The sequence below is a fragment of the Kitasatospora sp. NPDC034533 genome (genome assembly GCF_055575155.1).
Map to the genome: position 1 here is coordinate 32817 of NZ_JBVITE010000029.1, position 25685 is coordinate 58501.

General features: G+C 71.9%; 24 protein-coding genes and 2 pseudogenes. 16 read left to right on the forward strand and 10 right to left on the reverse strand.

The genetic code is table 11. The annotated features are described in order from the left end of the window. The first annotated feature begins 38 nt into the window (after positions 1-38). Together ACZ55U_RS20775 and ACZ55U_RS20780 are read left to right on the forward strand one after the other, a co-directional pair. Positions 39-893 (forward strand): MerR family transcriptional regulator, encoded by an 855-nt coding sequence (locus ACZ55U_RS20775; RefSeq protein ID WP_465527622.1) that lies wholly within the window; start codon positions 39-41, stop codon positions 891-893. Then, positions 890-1879, forward strand: a complete 990-nt coding sequence (locus ACZ55U_RS20780; RefSeq protein ID WP_465527623.1) for a BtrH N-terminal domain-containing protein — start codon at positions 890-892, stop codon at positions 1877-1879. The genes ACZ55U_RS20775 and ACZ55U_RS20780 overlap by 4 nt, the downstream gene beginning before the upstream one ends. A gap of 418 nt (positions 1880-2297) precedes the next feature. Here ACZ55U_RS20780 and ACZ55U_RS20785 read toward each other — a convergent pair whose 3' ends face one another. Continuing rightward, positions 2298-3179 (reverse strand): SDR family oxidoreductase, encoded by an 882-nt coding sequence (locus tag ACZ55U_RS20785; protein ID WP_465527624.1) that lies wholly within the window; start codon positions 3177-3179, stop codon positions 2298-2300. A gap of 84 nt (positions 3180-3263) precedes the next feature. Between ACZ55U_RS20785 and ACZ55U_RS20790 the strand changes: the two genes are divergently transcribed. Together ACZ55U_RS20790 and ACZ55U_RS20795 are read left to right on the forward strand one after the other, a co-directional pair. After that, complete coding sequence (locus ACZ55U_RS20790) at positions 3264-3839, forward strand: TetR/AcrR family transcriptional regulator (RefSeq protein ID WP_465527625.1); 576 nt, start codon at positions 3264-3266, stop codon at positions 3837-3839. A 7-nt stretch (positions 3840-3846) separates the two neighbouring features. Continuing rightward, positions 3847-4206: a hypothetical protein gene (locus tag ACZ55U_RS20795; RefSeq protein ID WP_465527626.1), complete on the forward strand. Its 360-nt coding sequence runs from the start codon at positions 3847-3849 to the stop codon at positions 4204-4206. 806 nt (positions 4207-5012) lie between these two features. Here ACZ55U_RS20795 and ACZ55U_RS20800 read toward each other — a convergent pair. Further along, positions 5013-6083 (reverse strand): YncE family protein, encoded by a 1071-nt coding sequence (locus ACZ55U_RS20800; RefSeq protein ID WP_465527627.1) that lies wholly within the window; start codon positions 6081-6083, stop codon positions 5013-5015. A 138-nt stretch (positions 6084-6221) separates the two neighbouring features. On the opposite strand from ACZ55U_RS20800, the gene ACZ55U_RS20805 reads away from it, so the two are divergent. From ACZ55U_RS20805 to ACZ55U_RS20815, 3 genes are all read left to right on the forward strand, one after another. Beyond that, positions 6222-7121: a LysR family transcriptional regulator gene (locus ACZ55U_RS20805; RefSeq protein WP_465527628.1), complete on the forward strand. Its 900-nt coding sequence runs from the start codon at positions 6222-6224 to the stop codon at positions 7119-7121. 71 nt (positions 7122-7192) lie between these two features. Further along, positions 7193-7318, forward strand: coding sequence for a hypothetical protein (locus tag ACZ55U_RS20810; protein ID WP_465527629.1), 126 nt, complete (start codon positions 7193-7195; stop codon positions 7316-7318). Positions 7319-7502: 184 nt separating this feature from the next. Further along, a complete protein-coding gene (locus ACZ55U_RS20815; protein WP_465527630.1) occupies positions 7503-8531 on the forward strand; it encodes an aminoglycoside phosphotransferase family protein in 1029 nt (342 codons plus the stop codon). A 7-nt stretch (positions 8532-8538) separates the two neighbouring features. On the opposite strand, the gene ACZ55U_RS20820 is transcribed toward ACZ55U_RS20815, so the two are convergent. From ACZ55U_RS20820 to ACZ55U_RS20840, 5 genes are all read right to left on the reverse strand, one after another. Beyond that, complete coding sequence (locus tag ACZ55U_RS20820; RefSeq protein ID WP_465527631.1) at positions 8539-9708, reverse strand: methyltransferase domain-containing protein; 1170 nt, start codon at positions 9706-9708, stop codon at positions 8539-8541. 214 nt (positions 9709-9922) lie between these two features. After that, positions 9923-10357: an ATP-binding protein gene (locus ACZ55U_RS20825; RefSeq protein ID WP_465527632.1), complete on the reverse strand. Its 435-nt coding sequence runs from the start codon at positions 10355-10357 to the stop codon at positions 9923-9925. A gap of 256 nt (positions 10358-10613) precedes the next feature. Next, a complete protein-coding gene (locus ACZ55U_RS20830; RefSeq protein WP_465527633.1) occupies positions 10614-11462 on the reverse strand; it encodes a helix-turn-helix domain-containing protein in 849 nt (282 codons plus the stop codon). Between the two features lie 38 nt (positions 11463-11500). Beyond that, entirely contained in the window at positions 11501-12028 is a 528-nt protein-coding gene (locus tag ACZ55U_RS20835) for a DUF6879 family protein (protein WP_465527634.1), read from the reverse strand. Continuing rightward, positions 11982-12263 carry a hypothetical protein gene (locus ACZ55U_RS20840; RefSeq protein ID WP_465527635.1) on the reverse strand — a complete coding sequence of 94 codons (282 nt, stop codon included), beginning with the start codon at positions 12261-12263 and terminating at the stop codon, positions 11982-11984. Before ACZ55U_RS20840 ends, ACZ55U_RS20835 begins: the two co-directional genes overlap by 47 nt. A gap of 281 nt (positions 12264-12544) precedes the next feature. On the opposite strand from ACZ55U_RS20840, the gene ACZ55U_RS20845 reads away from it, so the two are divergent. Both ACZ55U_RS20845 and ACZ55U_RS20850 read left to right on the forward strand, forming a co-directional pair. Further along, entirely contained in the window at positions 12545-13600 is a 1056-nt protein-coding gene (locus ACZ55U_RS20845; RefSeq protein WP_465527688.1) for a saccharopine dehydrogenase family protein, read from the forward strand. Beyond that, complete coding sequence (locus tag ACZ55U_RS20850; RefSeq protein WP_465527636.1) at positions 13597-14178, forward strand: TetR/AcrR family transcriptional regulator; 582 nt, start codon at positions 13597-13599, stop codon at positions 14176-14178. Before ACZ55U_RS20845 ends, ACZ55U_RS20850 begins: the two co-directional genes overlap by 4 nt. Before the next feature lie 314 nt (positions 14179-14492). Here the strand turns inward: ACZ55U_RS20850 and ACZ55U_RS20855 are convergent, their stop codons facing one another. After that, complete coding sequence (locus ACZ55U_RS20855) at positions 14493-15005, reverse strand: hypothetical protein (RefSeq protein ID WP_465527690.1); 513 nt, start codon at positions 15003-15005, stop codon at positions 14493-14495. 264 nt (positions 15006-15269) lie between these two features. Between ACZ55U_RS20855 and ACZ55U_RS20860 the strand changes: the two genes are divergently transcribed. From ACZ55U_RS20860 to ACZ55U_RS20890, 7 genes and pseudogenes are all read left to right on the forward strand, one after another. After that, positions 15270-17564: an excinuclease ABC subunit UvrA gene (locus tag ACZ55U_RS20860; protein WP_465527637.1), complete on the forward strand. Its 2295-nt coding sequence runs from the start codon at positions 15270-15272 to the stop codon at positions 17562-17564. 669 nt (positions 17565-18233) lie between these two features. Beyond that, entirely contained in the window at positions 18234-18530 is a 297-nt protein-coding gene (locus tag ACZ55U_RS20865) for a hypothetical protein (RefSeq protein ID WP_465527638.1), read from the forward strand. Between the two features lie 1159 nt (positions 18531-19689). Beyond that, a pseudogene (locus tag ACZ55U_RS20870) lies at positions 19690-20052 on the forward strand (DUF6192 family protein); the annotation flags it as partial. A gap of 115 nt (positions 20053-20167) precedes the next feature. Continuing rightward, positions 20168-20332, forward strand: coding sequence for a DUF6192 family protein (locus ACZ55U_RS20875; protein ID WP_465527639.1), 165 nt, complete (start codon positions 20168-20170; stop codon positions 20330-20332). A 290-nt stretch (positions 20333-20622) separates the two neighbouring features. After that, positions 20623-20754: pseudogene (locus ACZ55U_RS20880) on the forward strand (site-specific integrase); the annotation flags it as partial. Positions 20755-20888: 134 nt separating this feature from the next. Next, positions 20889-21482: a winged helix-turn-helix domain-containing protein gene (locus ACZ55U_RS20885; RefSeq protein WP_465527640.1), complete on the forward strand. Its 594-nt coding sequence runs from the start codon at positions 20889-20891 to the stop codon at positions 21480-21482. Between the two features lie 32 nt (positions 21483-21514). Continuing rightward, positions 21515-22786 (forward strand): MFS transporter, encoded by a 1272-nt coding sequence (locus tag ACZ55U_RS20890; RefSeq protein WP_465527641.1) that lies wholly within the window; start codon positions 21515-21517, stop codon positions 22784-22786. Positions 22787-22907: 121 nt separating this feature from the next. Here ACZ55U_RS20890 and ACZ55U_RS20895 read toward each other — a convergent pair whose 3' ends face one another. Together ACZ55U_RS20895 and ACZ55U_RS20900 are read right to left on the reverse strand one after the other, a co-directional pair. Then, a complete protein-coding gene (locus ACZ55U_RS20895) occupies positions 22908-23351 on the reverse strand; it encodes a hypothetical protein (RefSeq protein WP_465527642.1) in 444 nt (147 codons plus the stop codon). Between the two features lie 15 nt (positions 23352-23366). Then, a complete protein-coding gene (locus ACZ55U_RS20900) occupies positions 23367-25682 on the reverse strand; it encodes a putative T7SS-secreted protein (protein ID WP_465527643.1) in 2316 nt (771 codons plus the stop codon). Positions 25683-25685 lie beyond the last annotated feature (3 nt).

Genomic DNA, 25685 nt, shown 5'->3' on the forward strand with positions numbered 1-25685 from the left:
ATGGACCCTCCCACAGCGGGAGGGTCCACGATGGGCACGTGCGAGATCCAGACGACGTCCCGAGGGACGACCTCCTCACCATCGGGCGCTTCGCCCGCCTCTGCCGGCTGAGCGTCAAACAGCTGCGCCACTACGACGACACCGGTCTGCTGCCGCCGGCCCGGGTCGACCCCGCCACCGGCTACCGCTACTACGCCCCCGGACAGGCTCGTGACGCGCTCACCGTCGCCCTGCTGCGCGACCTCGACGTGCCGCTGCCGGTGATCGCCGCGACCCTGGAGTCCGCCGAACCGGAACGTGCCCGCCTGCTGCGCGCCGAACGCGACCGGGTCGCCGAGCGGATCACCCGCGACCGGGCCCGCCTGGAACTGCTGGAGCGCCTCGCGGACGGCGGCGGACTGCCCGGGTACGCGATCACCCTCGGCCGGGAGCCGGAGCGCCGGCTCACCGTGGTGCGGGCGGTGGCCGGACCGGGCGAGCTGGCGGAACGGGTCGGCGAGTGCGTCGGGCGGCTGCTGGCGGCGCTGGACGGCACGCCGTGGCGGCCTCCGCTGCGGGGCCTGTTCCCGCTGGACCTCGCGGACGGCATGCGGATCGCGGTCGGCGCCGAGACGACCGCCGAGACGACCACCGCGGAGACGGGCGCGGTGCCGGGCGGCCTGGACCGGGAGGTGCTGCCCGGCGGACCGACGGTGGAGACGGTGCACCACGGCCCGTACACCCAACTGCCCCTCGCCTACCATGCGTTGCTGGCCGCCGTGCACGAACGCGGGCTGCGTCCGCTGGCGCCGGTGCGCGAGGCGTACCTGGTCGGACCCGGGCAGGCCCCGGCGCGGGAGTGGACGACCCGGCTGGTGGTCCGGGTCGGAGAGCGGACGCAGGAGGCGGCATGACACCGGTGCGCGCAGGCGAGCACTGCGAGACGACGGCGCTGGACGTACTGCTGCGCCACGAGGGCGTGGAACTGTCCGAACCGATGCTGTTCGGGCTCGGGTCCGGGCTGTCGTTCGTCTACTGGGACGGCAAGGCGATGGACTTCCCGTTCCTCGGGGGCCGGGTCAAACCGTTCGAGCTGACCCGCGCGCTGGCCGCCCGGCTCGGCCTGGAACTGGACGTCCGGGAGACCTCCTCGTCCCGCCGGGCCTGGCAGAACGTGGCCGCCGAACTGGACGCCGGGCGCCCGGTCGGGCTCCAGCTGGACAGCTACCACCTGGAGTACTTCACGTCCCGGATCCACTTCGGCGGGCACGTGGTGGCGATGGTGGGCTACGACGGGCACGACGCGCACCTGGTGGACACCGCCCAGCAGGGCGGGGCTGTCACCACCACTCTGGCCTCGCTCGCGGCGGCGCGCGCCGAACGCGGCCCGATGACCGCCCGCCACCGCTCCTTCACGCTCGCCCTGCGCGGCGAACTCCCGGACCTACGCGGCCTGTTGGCCCCGGCGATGGCGCACTGCGCGGCGGCGTTCCTGCACCCGCCGATCGCCAACCTCGGGCACCGCGGCATCGCGAAGGCCGCCGCCCTGGTGCCAGGCTGGCGGGCCCGAGCCGACCGGCCCGAGGTCCGGCTGCCGCAGGCCGCGCGCATGATGGAGTCGGCCGGAACGGGCGGCGCGCTGTTCCGCAACCTCTACCGGGACTTCCTCGGCGAGTGCGCCGAACTGCTCGGAGACCCCCGGGTGCGGACCGCCCGCGACCTGTACGCGCAGGCCGCGGCGGGCTGGACCGAGACGGCCGCGCTGATCGCCGCGGCCGGGGAGTCCGACGACACCACCCCCCTGAAACACGCCGGCCGGCTACTGGGAGAGCTGGCCCGGATCGAACGCGAAGCGATGGAACAGCTGGCCCGACTCACCGGGCCGAACACGGCTTACTGATCGTTTCAAACGAGGCTTGCTCTGCTTCGACTCCCGTCCCGGGTGGAGGAACCCTGTCCATCTGTTGTGGGAGCCCCACGCTCGCTGCGACGGCAGCACCGGTGATCGAAGGGCGGGATGGACCGGGTGCCTGGTGGTCCGCTGAGGAGTGTCCTTTCGGAGGCGGAGGTTCGGTCGTTCGAGCGTGACTGCGGGGCGGCCCTCCCCTCGGACTGCCGAACGTTCTTGATGACCGTCGGCGACGGCGGCCCGGGGCCCCACCACGGCATGTGGGCGCTGAGCAGGGCGCTTCCCCAGGGTCTGACCTTGGGCCAGACCCCGGACCTCCTCCAACGCCTCATCGCCATCTGGACCGGCCACTGCCGCACATGCCGGCGCCCCACTCCATGGCGGCCCCACGACACCGCCCGGCAAAGCACTACGAGGAGAAGTAGTGGCCCTTGTCCAGGTCCTCGATGAGGCTCGGCTGAGTCGGCTGCCAGTCGAGCAGTTCGCGGGTCAGGGTGCTGGAGGCGGGCTGGTCTACGGCGAGAATCCGGCCCAGGAAGCCGAAGTCCTCGGCCGGGAGGGAGGCGGTCGGCAGACCGAGGTGGCGGCCGATCACTTCGGCGATCTCGCGGACCGCGATGCCCTCGTCGGCTACGGCGTGCAGCGTCGATCCGGCAGGGGCCTGTTCGAGTGCGAGGCGGAACAGGCGGGCGGCGTCCCGGACGTGCACCGCGGGCCAGCGGCCGGTCCCGTCGCCGACGTAGCCGGAGACTCCCCTCTCGCGTGCGGTGGCGACGAGTTGGGCGATGAAGCCGTGGTCGCCGGCGCCGTGCACGGTCCGGGGCAGGCGCACGACGGACGATCGGACGCCGCGCGCTGCCGCGTCGAGCGCGGACTTGGCGTTGGCGTCCCGGCCCGCCGCGGGTGAGCCCGGGGCGGAGGCGTCGTGCTCGGTCGCGGTCCTTCCGGGCACGGCAGCGGTGCCGGCGGTGACGACCAGGGGTTTGCCGGTGCCTTCCAGCGCGGCGGCCAGCGTGGCGATGGCGCGGGCGTCGGCCTGTACCGAGGCCTCGAACCGGGTGAAGTCGTGGATGAACGCGAGGTGGACGACGCCATCACAGCCGGCGGCCCCGGCCCGCAGGGTGTCCAGGTCGCCCAGGTCGCCGCGCAGGACCTCGACCCCGGCGGAGGCGAGGGCGGCGGCCGAGGAGCCGGACCTGGCGAGAGCGAGGACCTGGTGACCTGCGCCGATGAGTTCAGGGACGACGGCCGAGCCGACCCAGCCGGATGCGCCCGTGACGAATACCCGCATGGCGGGACCTCCCAAAGAGTGATGACAGGTTCTGTCATCACCATAGCGGCGACGACAGGCACTGTCATCACATAGAATCGCGGCATGGGTCGATGGGAGCCGAACGCGCGGGGCCGACTGGCGCAGGCGGCGCTGGAGCTGTACGCCGCGCAGGGGTTCGAGCGGACCACCGTCGGGGAGATCACCACACGGGCGGGGCTGACCGAGCGCACCTTCTACCGGCACTTCGCCGACAAGAGGGAAGTGCTGTTCTCCGGTTCGGAGATGGTCAAGGAGCTGCTGGCCCAGGCCGTCGCCGACGCGCCCGCCGAGGCCTCGGCGATGGACGCGGCGGGCGCGGCCCTCGAAGTCCTCGGCGCCCGGCTCCAGGAGGATCCCGAACGGGTCAGGCTGCGGAACTCCGTCGTGTCGGCCAACGCGGAGCTGCGCGAACGCGAACTGATCAAGCTCGCCCACCTCGCGGAGACGATGGCCGCCGCACTGCGCGACCGCGGCACTCCCGAGCCGGCTGCCAGCCTGGCCGCCGAGACGGCCATCGCCGTGTTCAAGGTCGGCTTCGCACGCTGGATCGACGGGCCGGGCCGATCGGACCTGCCGGGCATCCTCCGGGCGTTGAGGCAGGAACTCGGGAACGTCCTCGCGGAACGGGCGCGCGTCTGAGCTGCCGGTGCTCACACTGCTGGGCCTCGCCGGCCTCACGGGGCCGGGGAAACCACCCCCCGGGTGGTACGTCTACGACGGCCATGACCACCTCGCGTACAACGCCCCGCGAGCCGCCGAGCTGCGCGGTGTGTGCTCCTGCGGCTGGGCCGGCCCCTCGTACCCACTCGACTGGGACCAGATCGGCGAGCAGAGCCTCCACGAGGCGGCCGGGGCCCTGGCGGACGAATGCGAGCAGGAGTGGGACAAGCACACCGCCGAGGTCGACCAGTCCGCTGTCGCCCTGCCGGACGATGTCGCCGAACTCGTACGCCTCCTGGCGGAGAAGTCGACGTGCTGGGGCATACCTCCCCGCTGGCGGTGCTGAGGGCCGCCCGCCGGCCGGAGGTGACCGCCGAGCGGACCGCCTACTGGCCCGCTCACGATGTTCGCCGCGACATCGGTCTGGAGAAGGCCGCCGCCGCCCTCGGTCTGGACGAAGACGACCCCAGCAGTCTGCTGAGCCGCTTCGGCCGTTGGAGCCTGTACGGCCGAGACACCAACGCCACGCGCCTTCCCCCGATTCGTCGGTGCGATGCGGACCGCAGTGACCCACCAAACCTTGCACGCCTTCAGCGACCGCTCGGATGCCCTGGGCGGCACCTTCCGCAGTAGCCCCCCGCCCCACACCGACCGGCGTTGCGACGACCGAACCGGGGCGGCCCTCGGAGTACAGCTCGCAGCCGTACCCGAACGGTTGGACGATCCGGTTCGGGCAACGCCGCTGGGTCCGCAGCAAGCCTCCGGTCGACGGTCAGGGGATCGGCACCGGCGAGAGGCAACTCGACGGCATCGGCCCATCGCGGCGCGCTGAGCCCGGGTGGGGCGTGACATGGACGCAGATCCTCCGTGGGACGCCCCCGCACCACCACCGTGATCCCTCCCGTCCGGCCCCGCGCCGAGGCGGACCGACACCTCCTGCGAGCGGTGACCAGGCACTACGTCACCGGCCTGGTCTCCGGCCGGGTGTAGCCGGCGCCGTGCAGCCGGATCCTCCGTCGCGAGGTCGGGGCGGGACGGCCCCGACCGCGCCCTCGCACACCGCACCGCCTCCCCTCGGTGGAGTCCGGTCGGCACCGGGCGTGGAACAGCGCCCGATGGCCCGCCCCGGGAACCGAGGCGGGCCTCGCGGGATCAGGAGGGGCGGGGGAGGTAGGCGAGGCCGTGGGCGCCGGGCTCGCCGAGTTTGGGGACGGTGAGACGGGCGACGGTCCGGAAGTCGTCGAGCTCGACGACGTCGACGGTGGAGGAGACGACGGAGGAGACGTAGGCCAGTCGGCCGTCGGGGGAGGAGGTGATGGTGAGGGGGAAGCGGCCGACCTCGATCGACGCGAGCCGCCGGTGGGTGTCGGCGCAGAACACGGTGAGCCGGCCGGGAGCCTGGCGCCCCAGGGCGGAGTCCGGGCCGGAGGCCGTACGGAGCTCGCCGGCCAGCAGTTTGCCGCCGGCGGTCAGGTGGACCGGCATGACGACGCCCTCGGTGGGGAGCAGCGCGGTGACCGAGGCCGTGTCGGCGTCGACGACCCGGATGCCCGTCGGGGACGCGGCGGCCTCGGGACCGTTGTACGGCGCGGCGACGTAGGCGCGGCGGCCGTCGGGGGAGACGGCGAGGCCCTCGCTGCCGGGGACGGCGACCCTGGCGGTCAGGGCGCCGCAGTCGAGGTCCACGACCGAGACGAAGGGGGCCTCCTTGTTGGCGGCGTAGCCGGTGCGGCCGTCCGGGGAGACGGCGAACCAGTGCGGGCCGGGGGCTCCGGTGTCGATCCGGCCGACGGGGCGGCGGGTGCGGGTGTCGACGACCACGACGCCGCCGGGGCGGTCCGCCGAGGCCTCGACACTGACGTAGAGGCGGTGCCGGGCCGCGTCCAGGGCCAGTCCGTGCGGGCCGTGTTCGGGGGAGAGGTCGACCACCTCGACGATCCGGCGGGTGTCGGCGTCGATGACGGTCAGTTCGGTGCGGCGGCCGGTGTTGGCGTGGTAGTAGCCGGAGCGGTAGGCGGTGGTGCACCAGAGCAGGCGCTGGGCCGGGTCGAAGCACAGCTCGTGAGGTTCCGCCGGGACGTCGAGCGCGTCGAGGAGCCGGTCGGTGACGGCGTCGAAGAAGACGACGGTGGGGCCGCTCTGGCTGACGACGGCGAGGACGTCGCCGGTGCGGTCGCTGCGGTCGGCGCTATCGCTGCGGTCGCTGCGGGGGGTCGGTGACACGGGGGCTCCTTCGCGGAGGGTTTCGGGGAGGCACTTCGTTGACGGGTTCCACCCTCGTCGGCCTGCGGGACGGGAACAATGCAAGGATCGGCACCCGATACTTGCCCTCAGCGCAAAAGTGCAGCTCAGGAGTTGGATGTGGACCTCAACCTGCTGCGGGCCCTGGACGCCCTGCTCCGGGAGAACAGCGTGACCAGGGCCGCCGAGCGTCTCGGCACCTCGCCGGCGGCGGTCAGCCGGACCCTGGCCAGGCTGCGCCGCGCCGTCGGCGATCCGCTGCTGGTGCGGGCCGGCCAGGGGATGGTGCCGACGCCGAGGGCCCTCGAACTCCGAGAGGAGGTGGGCGCGTTGCTGCGCGACTGCGAGAAGGTGCTGCGGCCCGGGGCGGGCTTCGCGCCGGGGCGGCTGGGGCGCACCTTCACCGTGCAGGCGGCCGAACTGCTGCTGGTGCGGGTGGCCGGCCCGCTCGTCGCCTCGGTCCGCGCGGAGGCGCCCGGGGTGGACGTGGTGTTCCTGCCGGAAGCGCTGGAGGGTGGACCGGCGCTGCGCCAGGGGCTGGTGGACGTCGAGTTGGGCGTGCTCGGGCACCTCGATCCGGAGGTCCACACCCGCCCGCTCCTTCGCGTGCCCCTGGTCGGGGTGGCCAGGAAGGACCATCCGCTGTTCGAGGGCCGGATCACCGCCCGGCGCTTCGCCGGTGCCGACCACATCGGCGTGTCCCGGCGCGGCAAGCGGCTCGGGCCGATCGACGCCGCGCTGGCCGACCGCGGCCTGAGCCGCCGGGTCGCCGTCGTGGTGCCGAGCCACACCGGCGCGATGCTGCTGGCCCGGGACAGCGACCTCGTCACCCTCGCCCCGGCCGACTGGCTGCCGGAGACCGTCGCGGCCCTCGGCCTGCGCACCTTCCCGATCCCGCTCGAACTCGACCCGCTGGACCTGGGCATGGCCTGGCACCCGCGCAATGCGGCCGACCCGGCCCACCGCTGGTTCCGTGACCACCTGGCCGCCGCCGTCCGGCAGGTGCGGGCGCAAACGTAGGGTCCGCACCCCTCGGGAGGGTGCGGCCCCGAACGAGTTTCGGTTCAGCTTGCCGTCCAACCCTGGTGCGATTGCTGTTTCTTGATCGTCTAGGCGCGTTTGACGGTCTGTCCCGCACGATGGTCGCCAAGGGCGCCGGCTCCCGCGCCGCCGGGTCGGCGATGGTCTTCGAACTCGTCGAGTCGGCCCAGGCCTGATGGCGCTCCGTCCAACGGTGGCCACCTCGTCCACCGCGTCCGTGCCGGTGCCCGCTTCGAACGCCCTGAGCTGGTCGAATGCCCTGAGCTGGTCGCTGCATGATTCCGGCCTTCGTACGAGCCCGCCCTGAGGTCCAACTCGCTTAACAGTCAGTAGTGTTCACGCGTATGCGAAGATGAAGCCATGTGGTCAGGAGTGCCATTCGGGGAGGCGCTGCGGGCCGAGCTTGGCGCACCTCGTCGGGCCCGCCGGCTGGGCAGCAGCCCGCGGTCACGGGTATGGCGGGCCGAGCTGTCCGGCACGCCCGTGGTGGTCAAGCAGTTGGTCGACGGGCCGGAGGCCGCCAAGAGGTATGCCCGCGAGGTGGCCGCGCTGAAGCTCGCCTCCCGGGTCGACCCGCCCGTGGTGCCGATGCTCCTCGGCACCGATCCGGGAGAACGGGTCCTGGTCCTTGAGCACCTGGACCACCAGCAGCCCCGCGAGGACTGGGTGGTCGACTACGCCTCGGCGCTGGCCCGACTCCACGCGGCCACAAGCGCCGACCACGCAGGCATGCTCCCCGGCTGGTCCGGCCCGACCCACGACGACGTCGACTCCTTTCTCGGGTTCGCCAGGGCGCTCGGCGTCGCGGTGCCGTCCGGGGTACGCACCGAACTGGACGATCTCGTGAACCGTCTGCTCGGCACACCGGGCCATGCCCTGCTGCACGGCGACCCCTGCCCCGGCAACGACATGCACACCAGCAGTGGCGTCCGGTTCATCGACTTCGAACAGGCCGCGCTGGGCAACGGGCTCGTGGAGCTTGCCTACCTGCGCATCGGCTTCCCGACCTGCTGGTGCGTCACCGCCCCGGCCCAGCCCCTGCTGCACGCGGCAGAGGCCGCCTACCGCACGACGTGGCGCGACGCGACGGGCACCGAGGCCCAGGACGACCTCACCGACGCATGCGCCGGCTGGCTGCTACGAGGCGACGCGCTGGTCCAGCGGGCCTACCGCGGGACCGCCGACCACTTGGCCGGGATCCCGAACCGGGACTGGAAGTGGGGCACGGCAACCGCCCGGCAGCGACTCGTCCACCGTCTCGGGATCGTCAGCCAGATGACTACGGAGAGCGATGAGCTCAAGGGTCTGGGGCGACTCGCAGCGGCCATCCGCCACGCCATGCTCATCCGATGGCCCACCCTTCGACCGCTGCCCCCGCGCCGGCCTTAGGGGGCCTTCACGCTCGTGACCCGGGCGGTGACGACCTCGATCCATGAACCTTTTGGGCCGGGTCGTCCAGCCAGGCGTGCCAGCCGTCCGGGCTGACGGTGAGTCCGAGCCGGTCGACGCCGGGCTCGCCCGCCTCGTACCACCAGGTGAAGGTCTGCTCGAAGTCGTCCCACAGGCGGCGGCCGCCGTACTGGCGGACCCGGTGCTCGTCCTCTCCGACCCGGAAGGTTGTCGCCGACCAGGCCGGGGTGGTGAGGGAGTAGAGCCACAGGGTGCGGGCGCCGTCCTCGTGCGGCTGGATCGCGTGGACGACGTCGCGCAGGCGCAGGCCGGCGGCGAGGGGGAACGGGTCGAACTTGCCGTGCGCGGGCAGCGTCGCGGTGGTCGTGGTCTCGGTGAGGCTACCGCCGTCCGGGGGGCTCTGCGGCCACTTGAGGCGTTGGGAGCGCATCTTCATGAACTCGACCGGCTGGAGGAACGGACCGGACGCGGTGCCGTCGCCGTGGACGGTGAGGCGCACCAGGGCGTCGGCGTTGGAGTAGTGGGTGCCGAACGGCGCCAGGATCAGCCCGCCGGGCCGGGTCTGCTCGATCCACGCGCGCGGGATCTCCCGCAGTCCGTACGTGACGGTGATCCGGTCGTACGGTGCCCCGTCCTTCCAGCCGAGCGCGCCGTCGCCGCGCACGACGGTCGGCCGGTAGCCGGCCCGTTCGAGTGCGGCGCGGGCTCGGGCGGCCACGGCGGCGTCGATCTCGACCGTGGTCACGTTCGCGTCGCCGAGCCGGTGGGCGAGCAGTGCGGCGTTCCAGCCGGTACCGGTGCCCTGCTCCAGCACCCGCGTCCCCGTCTCGGCCTGGAGGTACGCGAGCATGGAGGCGACCAGGGAGGGCATCGAGGCGGAGCTGGTGGGCACCGTGCCGGGCTCCACGCCCTGGTGCCGGCCGTCGTCCCACTGGGTGACGATCGGGATGTCCGCGGCCGCCGCCGCCAGCCAGCCGGCCTCGTCGGTGGTCCGGTCCAGGGGCCGGCTCGTTCCGGTGGGCATGTCGTGCGCCCAGACCAGGTCCGGCAGGAACAGCGACCGCGGGACAGCGTCGAAGGCGGGTGCCCAGGCGTCGGTGACGGGGAAGGACCGCCCCTGCGAGAGACGGCCCTCCTGCTCGGGTGCGAGCGTCACTTGCGGTGTCCCCCGTCTCCGGGCGGGGTGCTGCCGTCCGGGGACGGCGGGTCGGACGGCGGCGTCCACGGAGTGCCCGGGTGCCCGTCCCCTCCGCCGCCCTCGCCGCCCGGGCCTGAGCCGCCGTGTCCACCGTCGATGTCCATGCCGACCTCCTCGTCGTCGTTGTGATGTGCCCTCCCGGGGCCCGGGAGGAGTAGAGGGCCGGCGTCGGCTACGCCGGGCCGGGGGAACGGGTTCGCAGATCCGCGTGGACGGTCTTGCCCAGCGGCTCCGACGTCGCGCCCCAGTGCCCGCCGGTGAGGTGGTGGACCAAGGCCATGCCGCGGCCGGACTCGGCCGCTGGGCCCGCGTCGATCAGGCAGGGCAGGGCGCGGGAGCCGTCGCGGACGCTGATCCGCACGCACCGGTCCGTGATCCGCTCGACGGTGACCGTCATCGTCAGCCGGCAGCCGGTCTTCCCCGCATTGCCGGCCGGCTCGCTGACGACGAGTTCGCCGGCCTCGACCAGGTCGTCCAACCCCCACGTGCGCAGTGCGGCGCGCACCAGGCGCCGGGCCGCCGAAGCGGACCGCGGCTCGTAGGGCAGCAGCACCCTGGCGGAGTCGGCAGCCGGGGGCCGCGTCGGGGTTTCGACGGGCGTGGTCACCGGGAACCTCGCGCCCGCCGGCGCTTCCCGGGCGCGGCCATGGCCGGTGGGCGGGGTATGCGGTGCGCGGCCCACGGCGGTTCTCCACTCTCTCGTCGGCGGTGACGACCGCATCCGCCCGACGAGGGCAGGCGGGCGCAGCGGTCCCAGCTCGTCCGCCGGAGACCGGGTGTGCGGTCCGTCACGGCGGGCGACGGTTCGACGGTAGGGAGTGCGCGGCCGGCCCCTCAACGAGGTTGCGCCATCTTGCGCGAAGTCACCCGAGGGTGGCTATCGCCGCGGTGATCAGCTGACGCGCCCCGGCTCCGTGGACGGCCATGGACGCCAGGTCGGTGAAGGTGCGCACGTAGTCGGCGATCTCCCGTGGCTGGGTGATCCGCAGGTAGCCGGAGGTCAGCTCGACGGCCACCTCGGTCTCGTCGAACATGTAGAAGTCCTCGACCGGCAGGTGCGGGCGGTCGGGCCGGGTCGGGATGACGCCGACGCTGACGAACGGGCTGGAGGAGACGGCGAGCAGGTGGCCGAGCTGGGCCGCCATCGTCTCCACGTCGCACACCGCGGCGCGCAGCACCCACTCCTCGATGAGCAGGCCGAAGCGGTGCCGGCCGGAGAAGAGCATCCGCTGGCGTTCCAACCGGGCCTCCACGGCGTCGGCGACGTCGTCGACTTCGACGCGGGCGCGCTGGATCGAGCGCAGGACGGCGGTGGTGTACTCGGGGGTCTGCACCATGCCCGGCATGACGCGGCTGGCGTAGACGCGGAAGTGGCCGGTGCGCTGGTAGAGGGCGGCAACCGACTCCTGGGCGGCGCGCAGCCCGCCGCGCTCCATGCGGCGCCACTCGGTGTACATGAAGTCCACCGCGCGGGCGGCGGCGATCAGGTCGAGGGCCTGGTCGGCGGCGCCGCAGGCGGTGCACCAGGCGCGCAGGTCGTCCCCGGAGGGAGCGGACTTGCCGCTCTGGATGCGGGAGGTCTTCGCCGGGTGCCACCCGCAGCGGGCGGACAGCTCGTCGCCGGTCAGGCCTGCGTCCTTGCGCAGGCCGGCCAGGCGGTTGGCAAGCGCCTTGCGCGCCTCGATGACGCTGGACGACGGGGACGACGACATGGTGCTGGCTGCCCGGTGGGTGGTGGTGGACGGGGTGTTCAGACGGTGTACTGCACGTGTGGGACTGCCCGGTCCCAGACCGCCTCGAACGCGGTGGCCACCATCTTCACCACGGCCGGATCCTCGGTGGTCTCGTGGCCGGCCCACTCGCCGTCGCCGGTGAACCAGTGGAAGAGGACCAGGCGCTCGTCCACCAGCCACAGGTCGTTGCCCGGCAGCGCGAGGTCGGACGCCTTCGACCGGGGCAGCCAGCGGACCTGCTCCCCGAGCGCGATGTTGTGCCGCTCGGTGATCGCGTGCTCCCAGCGGATGTAGGCGGTGACGGGCTCGGAGACGATCCGGGCGCGACGCATCACCACCCCGCGGCCGACGGTCTCCCGCACCAGGGCGGCCCAGGCCGTGTACTCCGCGGGCAGGTCGTACGCCTCGGGCCGCTCGACCGGAAGGCCGGCGCGCCAGTCGGCGAACACGGGGTCGTCCATGTAGGAGTCGCGCATCTCCAGGTGGCACGCGGAGCGTTCAGCGCTCCTCAGCAGGGTTCCAAAGTCCGGTACGCTCGGCTTCATCGCACGCCTTTCGCAGGAACGGGATCATCCGGACCGGGATCCGCACGACGCCCTCGTGGTCCGGGACGCCGAGGGCGTGGCCCTCCACCCACTCGGTCTCGCTGATCACGCGGTACGTCTCCATGTCGGGCAGCCAGCCCTGAATGACGATCTCCGCCTTCTCGTCCTCCAACCACACGGTCGGAGACCCGCCGTTGGGTGTGTCCGGGTCGATGCCCTTGAACCGTAGCGCCATGACCGCTCCTTGTGGCAAGCCGGTTGCGGATCCTTGTGTCTCCACCGTTCCGCTCGGGCTGACGTACCGTCAAGAGCGCGCGGACGCAACCGGGCGGCACGCGTCGGCCGGGGCGGGCTTGTGACGGCGCTGCGGCTCGCGGTCGCGTCGGTCATGACGAGAGTTCTAGGTCGCATGACCTATATTTGTCTCCCGTGAGCACCGCGACCCAGGCCGGCCACCGGCACGGCGACGACAGCGTCCCGCACGACCTCCTCACCCACGACCCCGACGGTCCCGTCCTGCTGGTCGGCGGCTACGGCACCGTCGGCGGCGAACTCGCCAGGCTCGCCGCCCCCACCTGGCCGCTGCTGCTGACCGGCCGCTCCGAGCAGCGCGGCGCCGCCTTCGCCGCAGGGCTGGACGGCACCGCGGCCCGCCGCTGGGACCTCGCCGCCCCGGCACCGTTCACCGCCGCCGCGCGCGCGGTGGTCAGCGTGGTCAACGACCCGGACGACCGGGTGCTGCGCGCCGCCGTGCGCGCGGGCATCCCGTACGTGGACGTCACCCGCTGGACCGCCCGGCTCCAGCGCGCGGCCACGCGCGCCGCACTGCTGCGCCCGACCGCGCCGGTGCTGCTCTCCTCCGCCTGGATGGGCGGGGTGACCAGCCTGGTGGCCGCCGCCCTGGCGGACCGGCTGGGCGGGGCGGAGCGGATCGAGACCGCCATCCGCTGGGACCTCGCGGACCGGGCCGGAGCCGACTCGGTGGAGTTCATGGACCGCCTCGGGCTCGACTACGAGGTGGTGCAGGACGGCCGCCTGCGCTCCGTCACCCCGCTCAGCCGCCCGCGCACCGTCCGGATCGGGGACGCGCCGACCCTGGTGGCCGGCATCGACACCCCCGAGCAGTTCACCCTCCCCCTCACCCTGGGCGCCACCACCGCCACCACCCGGATCGGCTTCAGCTCCCGCTCCTCCACCACCGCCCTGCTCGCGGCCCGGCGGGCCGGCTTCTTCCGGTGGGCCCGCGGCGAGCGCTGGGAGCCCGCCCGCCGGGCCCTGCTCCACTCCCCCGGCGAGGGCGGCACCGCCCGGCTGCGCGTCGACGCCGCGTCCGGCGAACGCGTCCTCACCGCCACGGTCGAGGACCGGGCCGGCCAGGCCCACCTCACCGCCGTCGGCGCCCTGCTCGCCCTGCGCCGCGCGCTCGGTGCGGACGGCGCCCCGCCACCGCCCGCCGGGATCGTCTTCCCGGAGCAGACGCCGCACCCCGAACGGGTACCGGCCGACCTCACCGCCCTGAACGTCACGGTGACGGTGGCCGACACGCGACGCGGCGAGGAGACGGCCGCATGAGCGGCGTCCGGGGCCTGAGCGGCAAGGGCGCCCAGCGGCGGGAGCAACTGCTGGACGCCGCCGAGGAGTTGCTGGTCGCCCCAGGCGGGTCCGAGCTCTCCATGCGGGCGGTGGCTGCCGCCGCGGGCGTCCGGCTCGGGCACCTCCAGCACTACTTCCCGGCCCACGCCGACCTGGTGGCCGCCCTCCTGGAGCGGGTCCTCAGCCGCTCCGTCGAACGGCTGACGCCGCTGCTCGACCCTTCGGGCGAGGCGGACGACGTGCTGCACGCCATCCTCGCCGAACAGCTGGACGCCCGGCTGGTCCGTCTGTTCGCCGAGCTCTGGACCCTGGCCGCCCGGGACCCCTCGGTGGCCTCGGCCGTCCGGTCCTTCTACGACCGCTATCGGGAACTGGTCGCCTGCTACCTCGCCGAACGGCACCCGGCGCTCACGGACGGGGAACGGCAGGCCCGCGCCCGGGTGTTCATCATGCTGATGGAGGGGGCCTCCCTCTTCCGCTCCGGCCTCGCAGGCCTCGCCGATCCCGACGGCGACGCCGAACTCCTGCGCACCGCAAGAGGTTTGCTGGGCTCCTGAGGCCTGATCCGGACCGGGAAGCGAGCGGGCGGTGCTGCGGGCCGGGAGGCGGGACGTCCCGTGAGAAGGAGCGCCGGATGCTGCTCCGCTCTTGCGTTCCGCGTGACCCGGTGGCGGCCGCTCAGTGTGGCAGCTTCACTTCGGCGACAGACAGTCCACCCTCGACCAGCTGCTGAAGCGGATCTCCGCCGTACCCACGCCCGCCGTCCCCGGGCGCCGGCCGGGCCGACCCCCGGCAGATCGGCGTCCCGGCGCAGGCCGCCCTGCCGCCGCCCGTCGTTGAGATCAACCAGCAGCCGACCGAGCAGTGGCGCTCAACGGCCCAGCCGGTGCCGAACGTAGTCCGGCTGGGCCGCACCGGTCTCGACGCGGTTCTCGTCGAGGCCGTTGACGATCCGCAGACGGCCATCGGTGAAGGCGAACTCCACCGCCGCCGTTCCGGCCGCCAGGTCATGGTCTGCCGGCCGCCACTCAAGCAGCGCGACTTCGCGCAGTTCCTGGCCGACGAACGGCTCCAGGCGTTCGTCGCTGTGGGACCACCGGGGCGTGAGCTCGGACCACTCCCATCCGGTGATGGCCGCCGCGGTGTCGATCGTGTTCCATCCGATCGAGAGTTCGTCGAGCTTCGAGTGGCAAACCTCCACCTGGAGGCCGTCGAAGTCCATCACCACCGGGCAGTCGGCGAACCAGTCTCCGTCCTCGACGAAGCGCACCACGGCGAATCCCGTCAGCCGCCTGCCGACGAGCGTCGCCAGACGTGATCCGTGAGCCTGCCGAACCGCCTCGATCCCGACCTGGAAGGACGGCTTGAAACCAGAGATCCCCATGTTCACAGCACCTGAGTCTTCCGGCCTGCGCCCCAACCGGCCAACACATATGCGAATCGGCAGGGTCCTCGGCGGCACTTGACCGCTCGGATTCCACAGAACGATCCGGTTGACGATGCCCTCGGCCTTCCCGGAGCTCCACTCCGGTCGCCGACGGGTGCCGTGGCCTGCGGTCGACCGGTGCCGGGCACGTGGCGGCCCCGGTCGCCGCCGGGGCGGACACCTCGCCGAAAGAGGTCAGCGGCCGAACTTATGATGGTCGGCATGGGCGCTCAGCATTCGGCCGACGAAGCCGTCATCCGGGTCGTGGGAGCGACTGTCAACAACCTCCGCAACGTCAGCCTCGACCTGCCGAAGAAGGCACTGACGGTCGTGACGGGCGTGTCCGGGTCCGGCAAGTCGTCACTGGTGCTCGACACCGTCGCCGCCGAGGCGCAGCGCCTGGTGAACGACACGTACGCGGCCTTCGTGCGCAACCGGCTCCCGCACATGCCGGCGCCCGAGGTGCAGTCGATGGACGGCCTCACGTTCACCGCGATCATCGACCAGCGCCGCTTCACCGGCAACGCCCGGTCGACGGTCGCCACGGCCTGCGATCTCGCCCCGCTGCTCAGGCTCGTGTTCTCCCGGATCGGTGAGCCCTGCGCCGGTTTCTCGCCCGCGTACTCCTTCAACGACCCGGCGGGCATGTGCCCGGACTGCGAGGGCCTCGGCACGGTCGTCGACATCGACGTCGAGGAGCTGATCGACCCGGAGCGCAACATCGACGAGGGGCCGGTGCGCTTCAGCCAGTTCCGGCCGGGTGTCTACCGCTGGAAGCGCTTCGCCTACTGCGGGCTGTTCGACCGGAAGAAGCCGCTGAAGGACTACTCGGACGAGGAGATGCGGCTCTTCCTCTACGCGGACCAGCTCAAACTGCCGAATCCCGATCCGCGTTTCCCCAAGACCGCCCGCTTCGACGGTGTCATCACCCGGATGCGCGACGTGTACGTGAAGAACCGCCCCACCAAGATGTCCCCGCTGGTGCAGGAGGAGCTGGAGCGCCTCACCACCCACCGGGTCTGCCCCGCGTGCGGCGGCGGACGGCTGAACGCCGCCGCCCGTGCCAGTCTCGTCGACGGACGGTCGATCGTGGACTGGTCGGCGATGTCGGTGGCCCGGCTGCGTGAGCTCCTGGAGACGGTGGACGACCCGCGCGTGGCGCCGGCGCTGGAGGGCATCCGCCGCACGCTGGACGCGCTGCTCTCGGTGGGGCTCGGCTACCTGTCGCTCGACCGGGAGTCCTCGACCCTCTCGGGCGGCGAGGCGCAGCGGGTGAAGATCGTCCGGCACCTCGGCAGTGCCCTCACCGACATCACGTACGTCTTCGACGAGCCGTCGACCGGCCTGCACCCGGCCGACGTGCAGCGCCTCAACGAGCTCCTGCTGAGGCTGCGCGACGCGGGCAACACCGTCCTCGTGGTGGAGCACCATCCCCAGGTGATCCGGGTCGCCGACCACGTGGTCGACATGGGGCCGGGTGCGGGGGCGGACGGCGGCATGGTGCAGTTCCAGGGGACGCCCGGGGAGCTGGCCCGCAGTGCCACCGTCACGGGGCGGCTGCTGTCCACGCCGCTGGAGCTGCGGCGCACGGTGCGGGAGCCGCGCGGCCATGTGCGGGTCGTGCGCGCCCGGGCCCACAACCTCACCGGCTTCGACGTCGACATCCCGCTCGGCGTGCTGACCGCCGTCACGGGTGTCGCGGGCTCCGGCAAGAGCTCTCTGGCCACCAACGAACTCCCGCGCCAGCACCGCGAGTTCACGGTGGTCGGGCAGGATCCGCTGCGCGGTGGCGTGCGATCGATGTCGCTGAGCGTCCTCGGTGTCGCCGACGCGGTGCGCGAGGCGTTCGGTGCCGCGTCCGGGCTGGAACCGGCCTGGTTCAGCTTCAACTCCAAGGGCGCCTGCCCCGCCTGCCGCGGCAAGGGCCACATCACCACCGAGCTCGCCTTCCTGGACGACGTGGCCACGCCCTGCGACGCGTGCGGGGGCGAGCGCTTCAATCCCACGGCCCTGAAGGCGGAGCTGGACGGCCGTACGATCGCGGACGTGCTGCGGATGCCGGCGGGGGCGGTGGCCGAGCTCTTCGCCGACCAGCCCCGGATCGCGGGGCCGTTGCGGTGGCTGGATCGCGTCGGGCTCGGTTACACGGCCGTCGGGCAGTCGCTGGACACCCTTTCCGGCGGTGAGAAGCAGCGCCTCCTGCTCGCCAGGCACCTGAGCGCGTCCGCCGGTTTCGCCGAGGAGCGGATCGTCCTCGACGAGCCGACGACCGGTCTGCACCCCAGCGACGTGGAGCGGCTGGACGTGCTCTTCGCCGACCTCGTGGACGCGGGCGCGACCCTGGTCGTCGTGGAGCACAACCTGCGCGTCGTCGCCCAGGCCGATCATGTGATCGACATCGGTCCGGGTGCCGGCACGGACGGCGGGCGGTTGCTGTTCACCGGTCCGCCGGCCGAGCTGGCCGGGCGGACGGACTCGCTCACCGGGCGGGCCCTGGCGCGGGCCGCGGCCGGGTAGGGCCCCAGCGCCCCGGGGCGGGCCTCAGCCGGTGGCGGTTCCGGCTGCGCCGGGGTGCCACGGCGTTGCGGCTGGTGCTCAGCGGACGTCGGCGGCGGTCCGGTGCTTGGCCTGGTCCGGCCTTCCGGGTCGGCCCTCCGGGTCGGCCCTCCGGGTCGGCCTTCCGAGTCGGCCCTCCGGTCCGGCCCTCCCCGCCGGACGAGGTGGACCTCGGAGACGAGGACCGGGAGCAGCGGCACGTGGTGAACGGGCCGCTCGCCGAGGCGGGCGAGACGGAGGGGCGAGCGGGTCGGGTGGGTACGCCGGGTGGGTGCGCCGTGCCAGGTCGCCGGACGGCAGATGTGGGAGGCGCACCGCACGGTGCTGGGACGGGCGGCCGACGCCGTCGGGCAGGCCCGCAGGCCCGCAGGCGGGAGATCGTACCGGGCGGCGGCACCGCACCAAGCGGCCGCGCATGGGGGGGCGGCGCCCGCCGCTCCGGCTTCGAGCCGGCCTTCCCGCCGATCGAGCCCCGGCGCGTCCGGCGCGGCGTTCGCGGTACGGGCGGCCTGGCGGCCACGCCGCGGCCATGTCGGAGCAGGTGGGCCGCATGCAGACGGCCGTTGTGGGCAGACGCCGGACGACCACGCCGTGCCATGCGCGGCTTCCCCAGCTGCTGAGGAGGACCTGGTGCTCGACACACCGTCCCTGCTGGCACAGACGTCCAGCGGCCCCCCGTTGCTCGTGCTGATCGTGCCCGCCGTGCTGATCGGCGCGGCCCTGATCGGGGCGTTCGTCTGGGGCGGCCGCCGGCGCGCCGCCCGAGCCAGGCCGCCCGAGCCGGTGCCCCGCGCCGCCCCCGGCCAGGAACCCGACGGCCGGCGGCCCGACCCCGGCTCCTGGCAGGTCGCCGGCACCGACCAGAGACCGTCCTCAACCGGCGCACCGGGCGAGTACGGCCAGCGCAACCCCGGCCCGCCGCAGTGAGCCACGACGCCGGCCGGCGGCGTCCCGCCCACGAGAGCCGCCCGGAGTGGCGCACGGCCTGGCGCGAGGCCGACACCCATTGGCACCCAGCCACGGGCGGCGGAGCGCCACGCAGGGCGGCGGACGCGGCCGGTGTCCGGAGGAAGTCAGCGCCGAGGCCCCGTGGAGGTGGCCGCCGGCCCGTCAGAACCGACAACCCACAACCGGCCCGGCAAGCCGGGCGGACTCGGTGCCGCCCAGCGCGAAGGCGCCGGTGCGGGTGTGCTTCAGCCAGCTCATAGCCCGGCGCGGCGTGGCGGGGCCGAGGGCGTGGACGGCCTGGTGGCCATCGTCGGCCAGGTCGTGGAGGCCGACGCGGTCGAGGGCAACGTAGGAGGGGTTGCGCGACGGGCCCGGCCAGGTCCCGGCGGGTGAGGTCGGCGCTGCTGCGGGCCCGGTAGGCGACTTCGGCAACGCGGTCGGCGATGTCGCGGCGGTGGTGCTCGGCGCGCAGCGCGCGCTGGAGGTCGGTCGTCGTGGTCGAGATCGTAGCCCTCGGTACCGGTCTCGGCCGTGTGGTCGCGCACGCGCTCCCACTCCTGGAGGCCACTGCGGCTTGAGGCGCGGCGTACTCGTGACTGGCATCGGTCCACCGGTCCACCGGTCCCAGGTTGCGGAAGCCGCCGGAGCCTCCCCTGCCGGCGGCCCCGCCCACCCGGGGCCGCTACCCGCCGACGGGCCTGCTCGCCCGTGACACACCGACACGAGGAACTCCCCTACGGGCGGCCGGGGGCCCACGGCCGGCCGGACGACGACCAGCCGGGACGACGACGCACCGGGGCGCAGCGGCGACGGATGCATCCTGAGACGGCCCGCCATCGGCATGCTCAGTTGTTCACCAGCCGCCGCAGCGGGCCCGGCAACACGGGCTGGCCGGTCCGTTCAGTCCCCGTAGCGCGATGCGTACGCGTCGGTGTACAGGGAGGGTGGAAAATCGGAGCGAGTGACCCAGGCCGAGATGCCGTCCAGCACGACGGCCCATGAGGAGTGACCAACTCATCGGTGAGGAAAGCACGCTGGACGTCGTCGAAGTGGCCGAAGGAGCGGCGGGTGGCCGAGGTGTCCCACACCGTCCATCCGGGTCCTGGCGACCATACCCGATGACGAGGAGCGGGTCGCCGTGATCCTCACGCCGCCGGGCAAGGGGCGGTGGACCCCGGACGAGGCGAATCGGCGGGTCGGCAGGCAGGCCCAGGAGCCGGTCACCCCGCAGGAGAAGGTCAGCGCGGTCCACACGCTCGTCCAGGACGAGCGTGTCGCGGCGACGGTGACTGGTGACCTTCTGCGGCGTCCTGCGGTGGTCGCGCAGGTCAAGCCTGAGGACAAGGTCCGGGTGGTGGAGGAGCTGACCCGCGACGAGGTCGCGGCTGCGGTCGCCCCGGACTTCCTGCGGCGCCCGGCGATCGTTGCCCGGGCGGCCGCCGACGACGCCGCACGCCACCAGGTCAACCACGCCCAGGTCGAGCGCGGCCGGCAGGCCCGCGAGCACTTCGAGGAGAACAGCCCAGTCGCGCCGACGATCCGCAGGCTCGATCCGACGGCGGAGTTCCCTGGACCTGGTCACCGCCTGCCACGCGTTCGCTGCCGCGGCCGGCCGGGTGGTCCCAGGGCTGCGGGACCGGCAGCTCGGCGACGACGAGCGCGCGATCGTCCACAAGAACGTTGCCCGGGTGCGGGCGACGCTGGACTGGATCGAGACGGCTGTCGACACCGGCGAAGTCGACGCGGACAGCGAGCTGGCTCGCCTGCTCCAGGGCGAGTAGGCCATGCCCCGCGCTTCCGAGCGCAGACCGTCAGCCGCCCCCGCGATCACCATGATGACCAGGCGCACATCACCCGCCGGTCCGCCCGCCGCTCGGGACAGCCGGAATCCCGCGAAGCCCAGAGGGAGCGACTGAACCGGAGGTCACCGGGGGACCTCCATCGAGACCGGTCCGAACCGCCGTCCCGGACCCGCCTTCCCACGTCCGCTACCGGCCAGTCAGCGGATTGGGGATTGTGTGAACCGTGCTGACGGGGCATCGACGGCCGGACGTGTCCGAGCAAGGCCCGAGCCAGTCTGCCGATGTTGATGGCCAAGTCGCGGCACAAGAAGCCCGAGAACGTACGGCGCTACTTCCGCCCCTCGGCGGAGGCGATCGCCGAGGTCACCAGCTTCTTTGCCCCTGGAGGCAATCGGCGCTGACCTCGTCAGCGGCAGTCGAGATGAGTTGAGCTGAGCTTAGCTTTTCAGCCTCCTGCGCACAGCGCCTGGCTGCTGGACCATCCAACTCTGAAGCAAATATTGCGAAGTTTTCGCTTCATATCTACGGTGGGCGCATGCGACCGAAACACTGGCCTGGACAGATCACCGACCTGTCACACCTGAGGGCGTTCATGAACCCGCTGCGGATGCAGCTGTACCGGCTGCTGTACGCTGCGGGCACCGCGACCGCCTCTCAGCTCGCCGAGCACGTCGACGAAACGCCCTCGCTGGTCAGCTACCACTTGCGCAAGCTGGCCGAGCACGGCTTCGTGACCCAGGCGAGCGACCAGAGCACCGACGGCCGCGAGCGATGGTGGAAGGTCGCATCCGAGGAGGGCTGGGGCTTCCGCGACTCGGACTTCGCGGACACGCCCGAGGGCGCCGCCGCCGTCGGCGCGGTGACCCGAGGGATCTTCGACACCCGCGTCACCCAGTACCGCACGTATCTCGACCAGAAGTCCGCCTGGGGAAAGGCGTGGACCGACGCGTCCTTCACCTCCGAGTGGCTGCTCGACCTCACCCCGTCCGAACTCAGCGAGATGAGCGACGAGCTTCAGGCGCTGGCCCGACGCTGGCGTGAGCGCGGCAAGGCCGCCAAGGCGGCCGGCGACACCGAGGACCGCGAGCACGTGTCCGTGCACGTCTACGGCTTTCCCTTCCGGCCCTGACTCAGCCGAATTCCCACCCACTGGAGCCCACCATGGCCACTCCGCAGACGGTCCTGCCCGAACACGCCACCACACCGGCCCACCGCGACGCCAACGTGCTGCGCTGGCTCACCGCCTACACCGTCTCCATCATCGGCGACAGCGTGTACTTCGTCGCCCTGGGTTGGTCCGCCCAGAAGGCCGCCGGTCCCACCGAAGTCGGCCTCGTCATGGCCGCCGGGGCACTACCGCGAGCGTTACTCATGCTCGGCGGAGGTGTGGTGGCCGACCGCTTCGACCCCCGCCGGGTGATCCTCGGCAGTGACGCGCTGCGCTGCATCCTCATTCTGGCAGTGGCCGCCGGCATCGCTCTGACGGCGCCGGCCCTGTGGATCCTGGTCACGGTGGCGCTCGTCTTCGGTGCCGTGGACGCGCTGTTCGTACCCGCTGTCGGCGCCCTCCCTCCCCGGATCACCACCCCCGACCAGCTGGCCCGGGTCACCGGCATGCGCTCGCTGTCGACCCGCCTCGGCCAGATCGCGGGCCCGCCGGTCGGCGGCCTGGCCATAGGACTCGGCGGACCCACGGCCGCCTTCACCGTCGCCGGACTGCTCTTCGCACTGTCCCTGCCGCTCTTGCTGACGATACGGATCGGCTCCCTGGGGGCAAGCGACGCCGAGCGGCCGGAGCCCGGCACCGCGCGGCAGGACCTGCTCGACGGCCTGCGCTACATCCGCCGTCACCGCCTCATCGGCCCGCTCGTCGCCGTCGGCGCCATCTGCGAACTCGGGCTCATCGGCACCCTCAACGTCGGCATGGTGCTCCTCAACGCCGAACGCGGCTGGGGCCCCTCCGGCTACGGCTGGATCGTCAGCAGCTTCAGTGCGGGAGCAGCGGCCAGCGCCGCGCTGCTCGCTATCGCAGGCTGGCTGCCGCGTGCCGGCCTGATGATGTCCGGGACACTGCTCGTGGGCTGCGCGGGCGCGGCCACGATCGCACTGGTGCCCACCCTTTGGCTCGCCACGGTGCTGGCCGCGGTCATCGGACTGTGTGCGGGCGTCTTCGGCAGCCTGGACAACGCCCTCATACAAACCGCAGCGAACCCGGCCTACCTCGGCCGGGTCACCTCCGTCGTCATGCTCACCATGGTCGGTATCGCCCCCCTCAGCTACCCGCTGGTCGGTGCCGCCATCGGACTCTGGGGCGCCGCCCCCGTGTTCGTCAGCTGCGGCATCTTCGCCAGCCTGGGCGTGGCCATCGCCCTGGCCTCCAACGCGGTGCGCCATGCCGAACTACCCCGGCAGCGGCTAGGTGTGACCGCCTGAGCAACCCGACCTCAGCCCAGTGAACCCAGCCCTGTTCGATTCCTGACCTGGCGAAACACTGCCCGGAAGCTTGCAAACAGGCGCTTAGGCGACCTCGGCCAATAACCCCCCCTTGTGAAACTCAGCGGCCACGGCCGCGGGTCTGCTCCGACGGTGTCGGTGGTGCCCACCCTTCGCCAGCCTTCTCCCGCAATCCTTCAACGCTTTCTGCTTTGGCCTGCGAGCCAGGAACGATCTTCCCCGACCGTTCGATGCCGGCATCGGCGGACAAATCGGCCAGAGCCTGCGAGGGAGGCAATGCCCGGGACTTCGCGTCTCGCAGCTTCATAACCCAGTACCCGGCAGCCTGGGCCGCCGCGCGGCCGGCCGCGCGGCTTTCCACCCAGCCAGCCGCGTCATCGGCGTCACATGTCCAGAGATAGCCAAGTACGCGACCGTGATCATCTGCGACAGCGACATACTCAACTGGCTTGTCTGTCGAGTATCGATAGTCGACTCGACCATCCTCCAGAACTCGCAACTGCAGGTCCTCGCCAAGCCGCGGGTTCTTCATGGCGTCACTCATTAAATACCTCTCCCCTTACGGCAGGACTTCGCCATAGATCTGATATGGCCCTTCGTCCGGCACGACGACACGATCGCAGCGCCATTTCATGCCACGCCCCAATAGAATTTCCTGCTCGTCACTACCGTATTGCGAGACCTTCTCGACCCACAATCCGTCCGTGCCTGCAGGCACCTTCAAATGTAGCATGGCCTGGCCGCTGGTGAAGGGAGTCTCACCTAGCGAGGCCGAGGTAAAGGAATCCTCGGTGAAGACGTGCCCCGTCATCTGGGATGGACTCATAGGGATGTGATAGAGGTCAGTCCCTCGACTTACCATCACGGACTCTGGCAGGGGGCGCCCCGCCAGCGCGGCATCAATTTCTGCAATCTTGTCCAAAATGTCTTGAGCAACCTCGCCACCGGATCGAAGATAGCCATTTATAGCCCTGTACCCAGGCCCCGTGTAGGACCACAGCGCATCTCTCTGCGATTCGGGGAGACTTGTGGCGTATTGATTCCAGTAATCGGCGCCATATTTCCCGGCTTCAAAGTTATCCTTAAAAGTCTTTGCCCCCTGCGAGGCCTCAGACCAGGCAACCTTCATCTGGTCTTCCGGCGTCAGTCGGCTGAATTCCTCCGAGGACATGTGCGGTCCGCCGCCGGGAACGTCTGCGCCATGGATGTCCTTGGCCGCGGAGACCTCGCCGCCAGTGGATTCCACTGGCGAGGGAGCGTGACCGACATCCTGATTGCCATGAGAGCTGACGCCACTTCCGGCATCCGCGTGGTCCGCGGCATGGCCGTAATTCGGCGCTTCTGTCGATTTTGCATTGACCTGAGCAGCATCGGATTCCGTGGTCGGTTTAACCGACGGATGCGCTTCTGCGGGTTTGACTGGCCCCGTTACAAAATCGGAATTCGGGGGCGGATTCGGCAAAGGGCTCGGTTCTGGCTGCACTGGGTGCGGAACCTTCTGTGACGGCAAGTTTTTGGCACCGCTTGCCGTATCGGCCGCTTCCTGCAAGCTGGTTGAGTGGGTCAGTCCTGTAACTGTCGGTTTAGCCGACTCGGCGGCCTTCTCCGATGCGTCCTTGACGGCCTTCTCGGCGGCTTCCTTCGCAGCATTCTTGGCCGCTTCCTTGGCAGCGTTTTCGGCGGCTTCCTTAGCAGCGTTCTTGGCCGCGTTTTCGGCTACGGCGACGGCTTCGCGTTCGGCGACGGAGGCGGCGACACTGCTGCCCCCGGTCTCGGGAGCGAGGAGCAGGTTGCCGACGAGTTTGCCGGCGGCTTCGGCGGGGTCGGAGCCCCAGCCGCTGCCGACGAGGCCCTTGACGGCCTCGGCCGGGTTGTTGGCAGCCGTGCCCAGGCCGGCTACGAGGCCGGAGAGGCCCGTGGCGTACTCGGCGGGGTGCGTGAGGTTGTAGGGGTCGAGCGGGTTCACGCTGCGCAGGAGCTTGTTCAGGTCGACGACGCTCTTCACGAGGCCGCCGCCGAAGTGGAGGCCGAGCTGCGGGACGGACGTGACGGTGTCCATCAGGTCGGCCTTGAGGATCTCCGTCCGGCTCGGCATCGCGGGGGCGCACTCCACGAGCGCCTTGATGGCCGCGAGTGCCGTGCGGGCGGCGGAGTCGCGCTGGGTGCGCGCGGCGTTGAGCTTGTCCTCGGCCTCCTTGAACTGGGCGACCGCCTCCGCAGGGGGTGTGAACGTGCCCGGGTCGGCCGGCGGGCCCCCCGCACGCTGGTCGGCCGGTGTCGCGTTGTACTCCTTCAGCCGCATGTCGTAGGTCATCGTGTCGGCCATGAAGGTCTTGACGGCGGCGTCGGTCTTCTTCTGCGCCTCCTTCCAGATCCTGACCGCGTCCTTGGCCTGGTCCTGTGCCCAGCCGACGGTGTGGGCGTAGGTGGCCAGGGCGGTGCCGGCCTTCCCGAAGGAATCCGCCGCCGTCAGCCACTGCTTGGGCTGGGGGTCGAAGTCCCGGCGGAAGGCTTCGGCTGCCTCTCCGGTCCAGTGACTGGTGTCCAGACGGGTCAGGCCCTGGCCGGCCTTGTCGAACGCGTCGTGGAACTTCTGCAGGTGGCCGGCGACCTCGTTCAGTCGTTTGGCGTCGCCGTGTAGCAGTTCCTTCGGGTCGTCACTCTGATCGAGGTTGCGTTCGGCGACCTTGAGACCGGCCTCGTCCGCGATGTCGTCGCCCCAGCTGCTGACGGTCTGTCCGGCACTGTGCAGGCCTGCCTTGTCGAGCGCCTTCCCGGCCAGGTGCCCGCCCTCTTGCACACCCTTGGCGATGGACTTCGTCCCGCTGTCGATGACATCGTCGATGAAGTCCGCAGCGTCTCCGAGGAACCCCATGCC

Bases quoted from the DNA above. Each gene is read 5' to 3' on its own strand.
- ACZ55U_RS20780 (WP_465527623.1), top strand. From the start codon at position 890: ATGACACCGGTGCGCGCAGGCGAGCACTGCGAGACGACGGCGCTGGAC.
- ACZ55U_RS20785 (WP_465527624.1), bottom strand. From the start codon at position 3,179: ATGCGGGTATTCGTCACGGGCGCATCCGGCTGGGTCGGCTCGGCCGTC.
- ACZ55U_RS20790 (WP_465527625.1), top strand. From the start codon at position 3,264: ATGGGTCGATGGGAGCCGAACGCGCGGGGCCGACTGGCGCAGGCGGCG.
- ACZ55U_RS20815 (WP_465527630.1), top strand. From the start codon at position 7,503: ATGTGGTCAGGAGTGCCATTCGGGGAGGCGCTGCGGGCCGAGCTTGGC.
- ACZ55U_RS20830 (WP_465527633.1), bottom strand. From the start codon at position 11,462: ATGTCGTCGTCCCCGTCGTCCAGCGTCATCGAGGCGCGCAAGGCGCTT.
- ACZ55U_RS20835 (WP_465527634.1), bottom strand. From the start codon at position 12,028: ATGAAGCCGAGCGTACCGGACTTTGGAACCCTGCTGAGGAGCGCTGAA.
- ACZ55U_RS20840 (WP_465527635.1), bottom strand. From the start codon at position 12,263: ATGGCGCTACGGTTCAAGGGCATCGACCCGGACACACCCAACGGCGGG.
- ACZ55U_RS20850 (WP_465527636.1), top strand. From the start codon at position 13,597: ATGAGCGGCGTCCGGGGCCTGAGCGGCAAGGGCGCCCAGCGGCGGGAG.
- ACZ55U_RS20855 (WP_465527690.1), bottom strand. From the start codon at position 15,005: ATGGGGATCTCTGGTTTCAAGCCGTCCTTCCAGGTCGGGATCGAGGCG.
- ACZ55U_RS20860 (WP_465527637.1), top strand. From the start codon at position 15,270: ATGGGCGCTCAGCATTCGGCCGACGAAGCCGTCATCCGGGTCGTGGGA.
- ACZ55U_RS20885 (WP_465527640.1), top strand. From the start codon at position 20,889: ATGCGACCGAAACACTGGCCTGGACAGATCACCGACCTGTCACACCTG.
- ACZ55U_RS20890 (WP_465527641.1), top strand. From the start codon at position 21,515: ATGGCCACTCCGCAGACGGTCCTGCCCGAACACGCCACCACACCGGCC.
- ACZ55U_RS20895 (WP_465527642.1), bottom strand. From the start codon at position 23,351: ATGAGTGACGCCATGAAGAACCCGCGGCTTGGCGAGGACCTGCAGTTG.
- ACZ55U_RS20900 (WP_465527643.1), bottom strand. From the start codon at position 25,682: ATGGGGTTCCTCGGAGACGCTGCGGACTTCATCGACGATGTCATCGAC.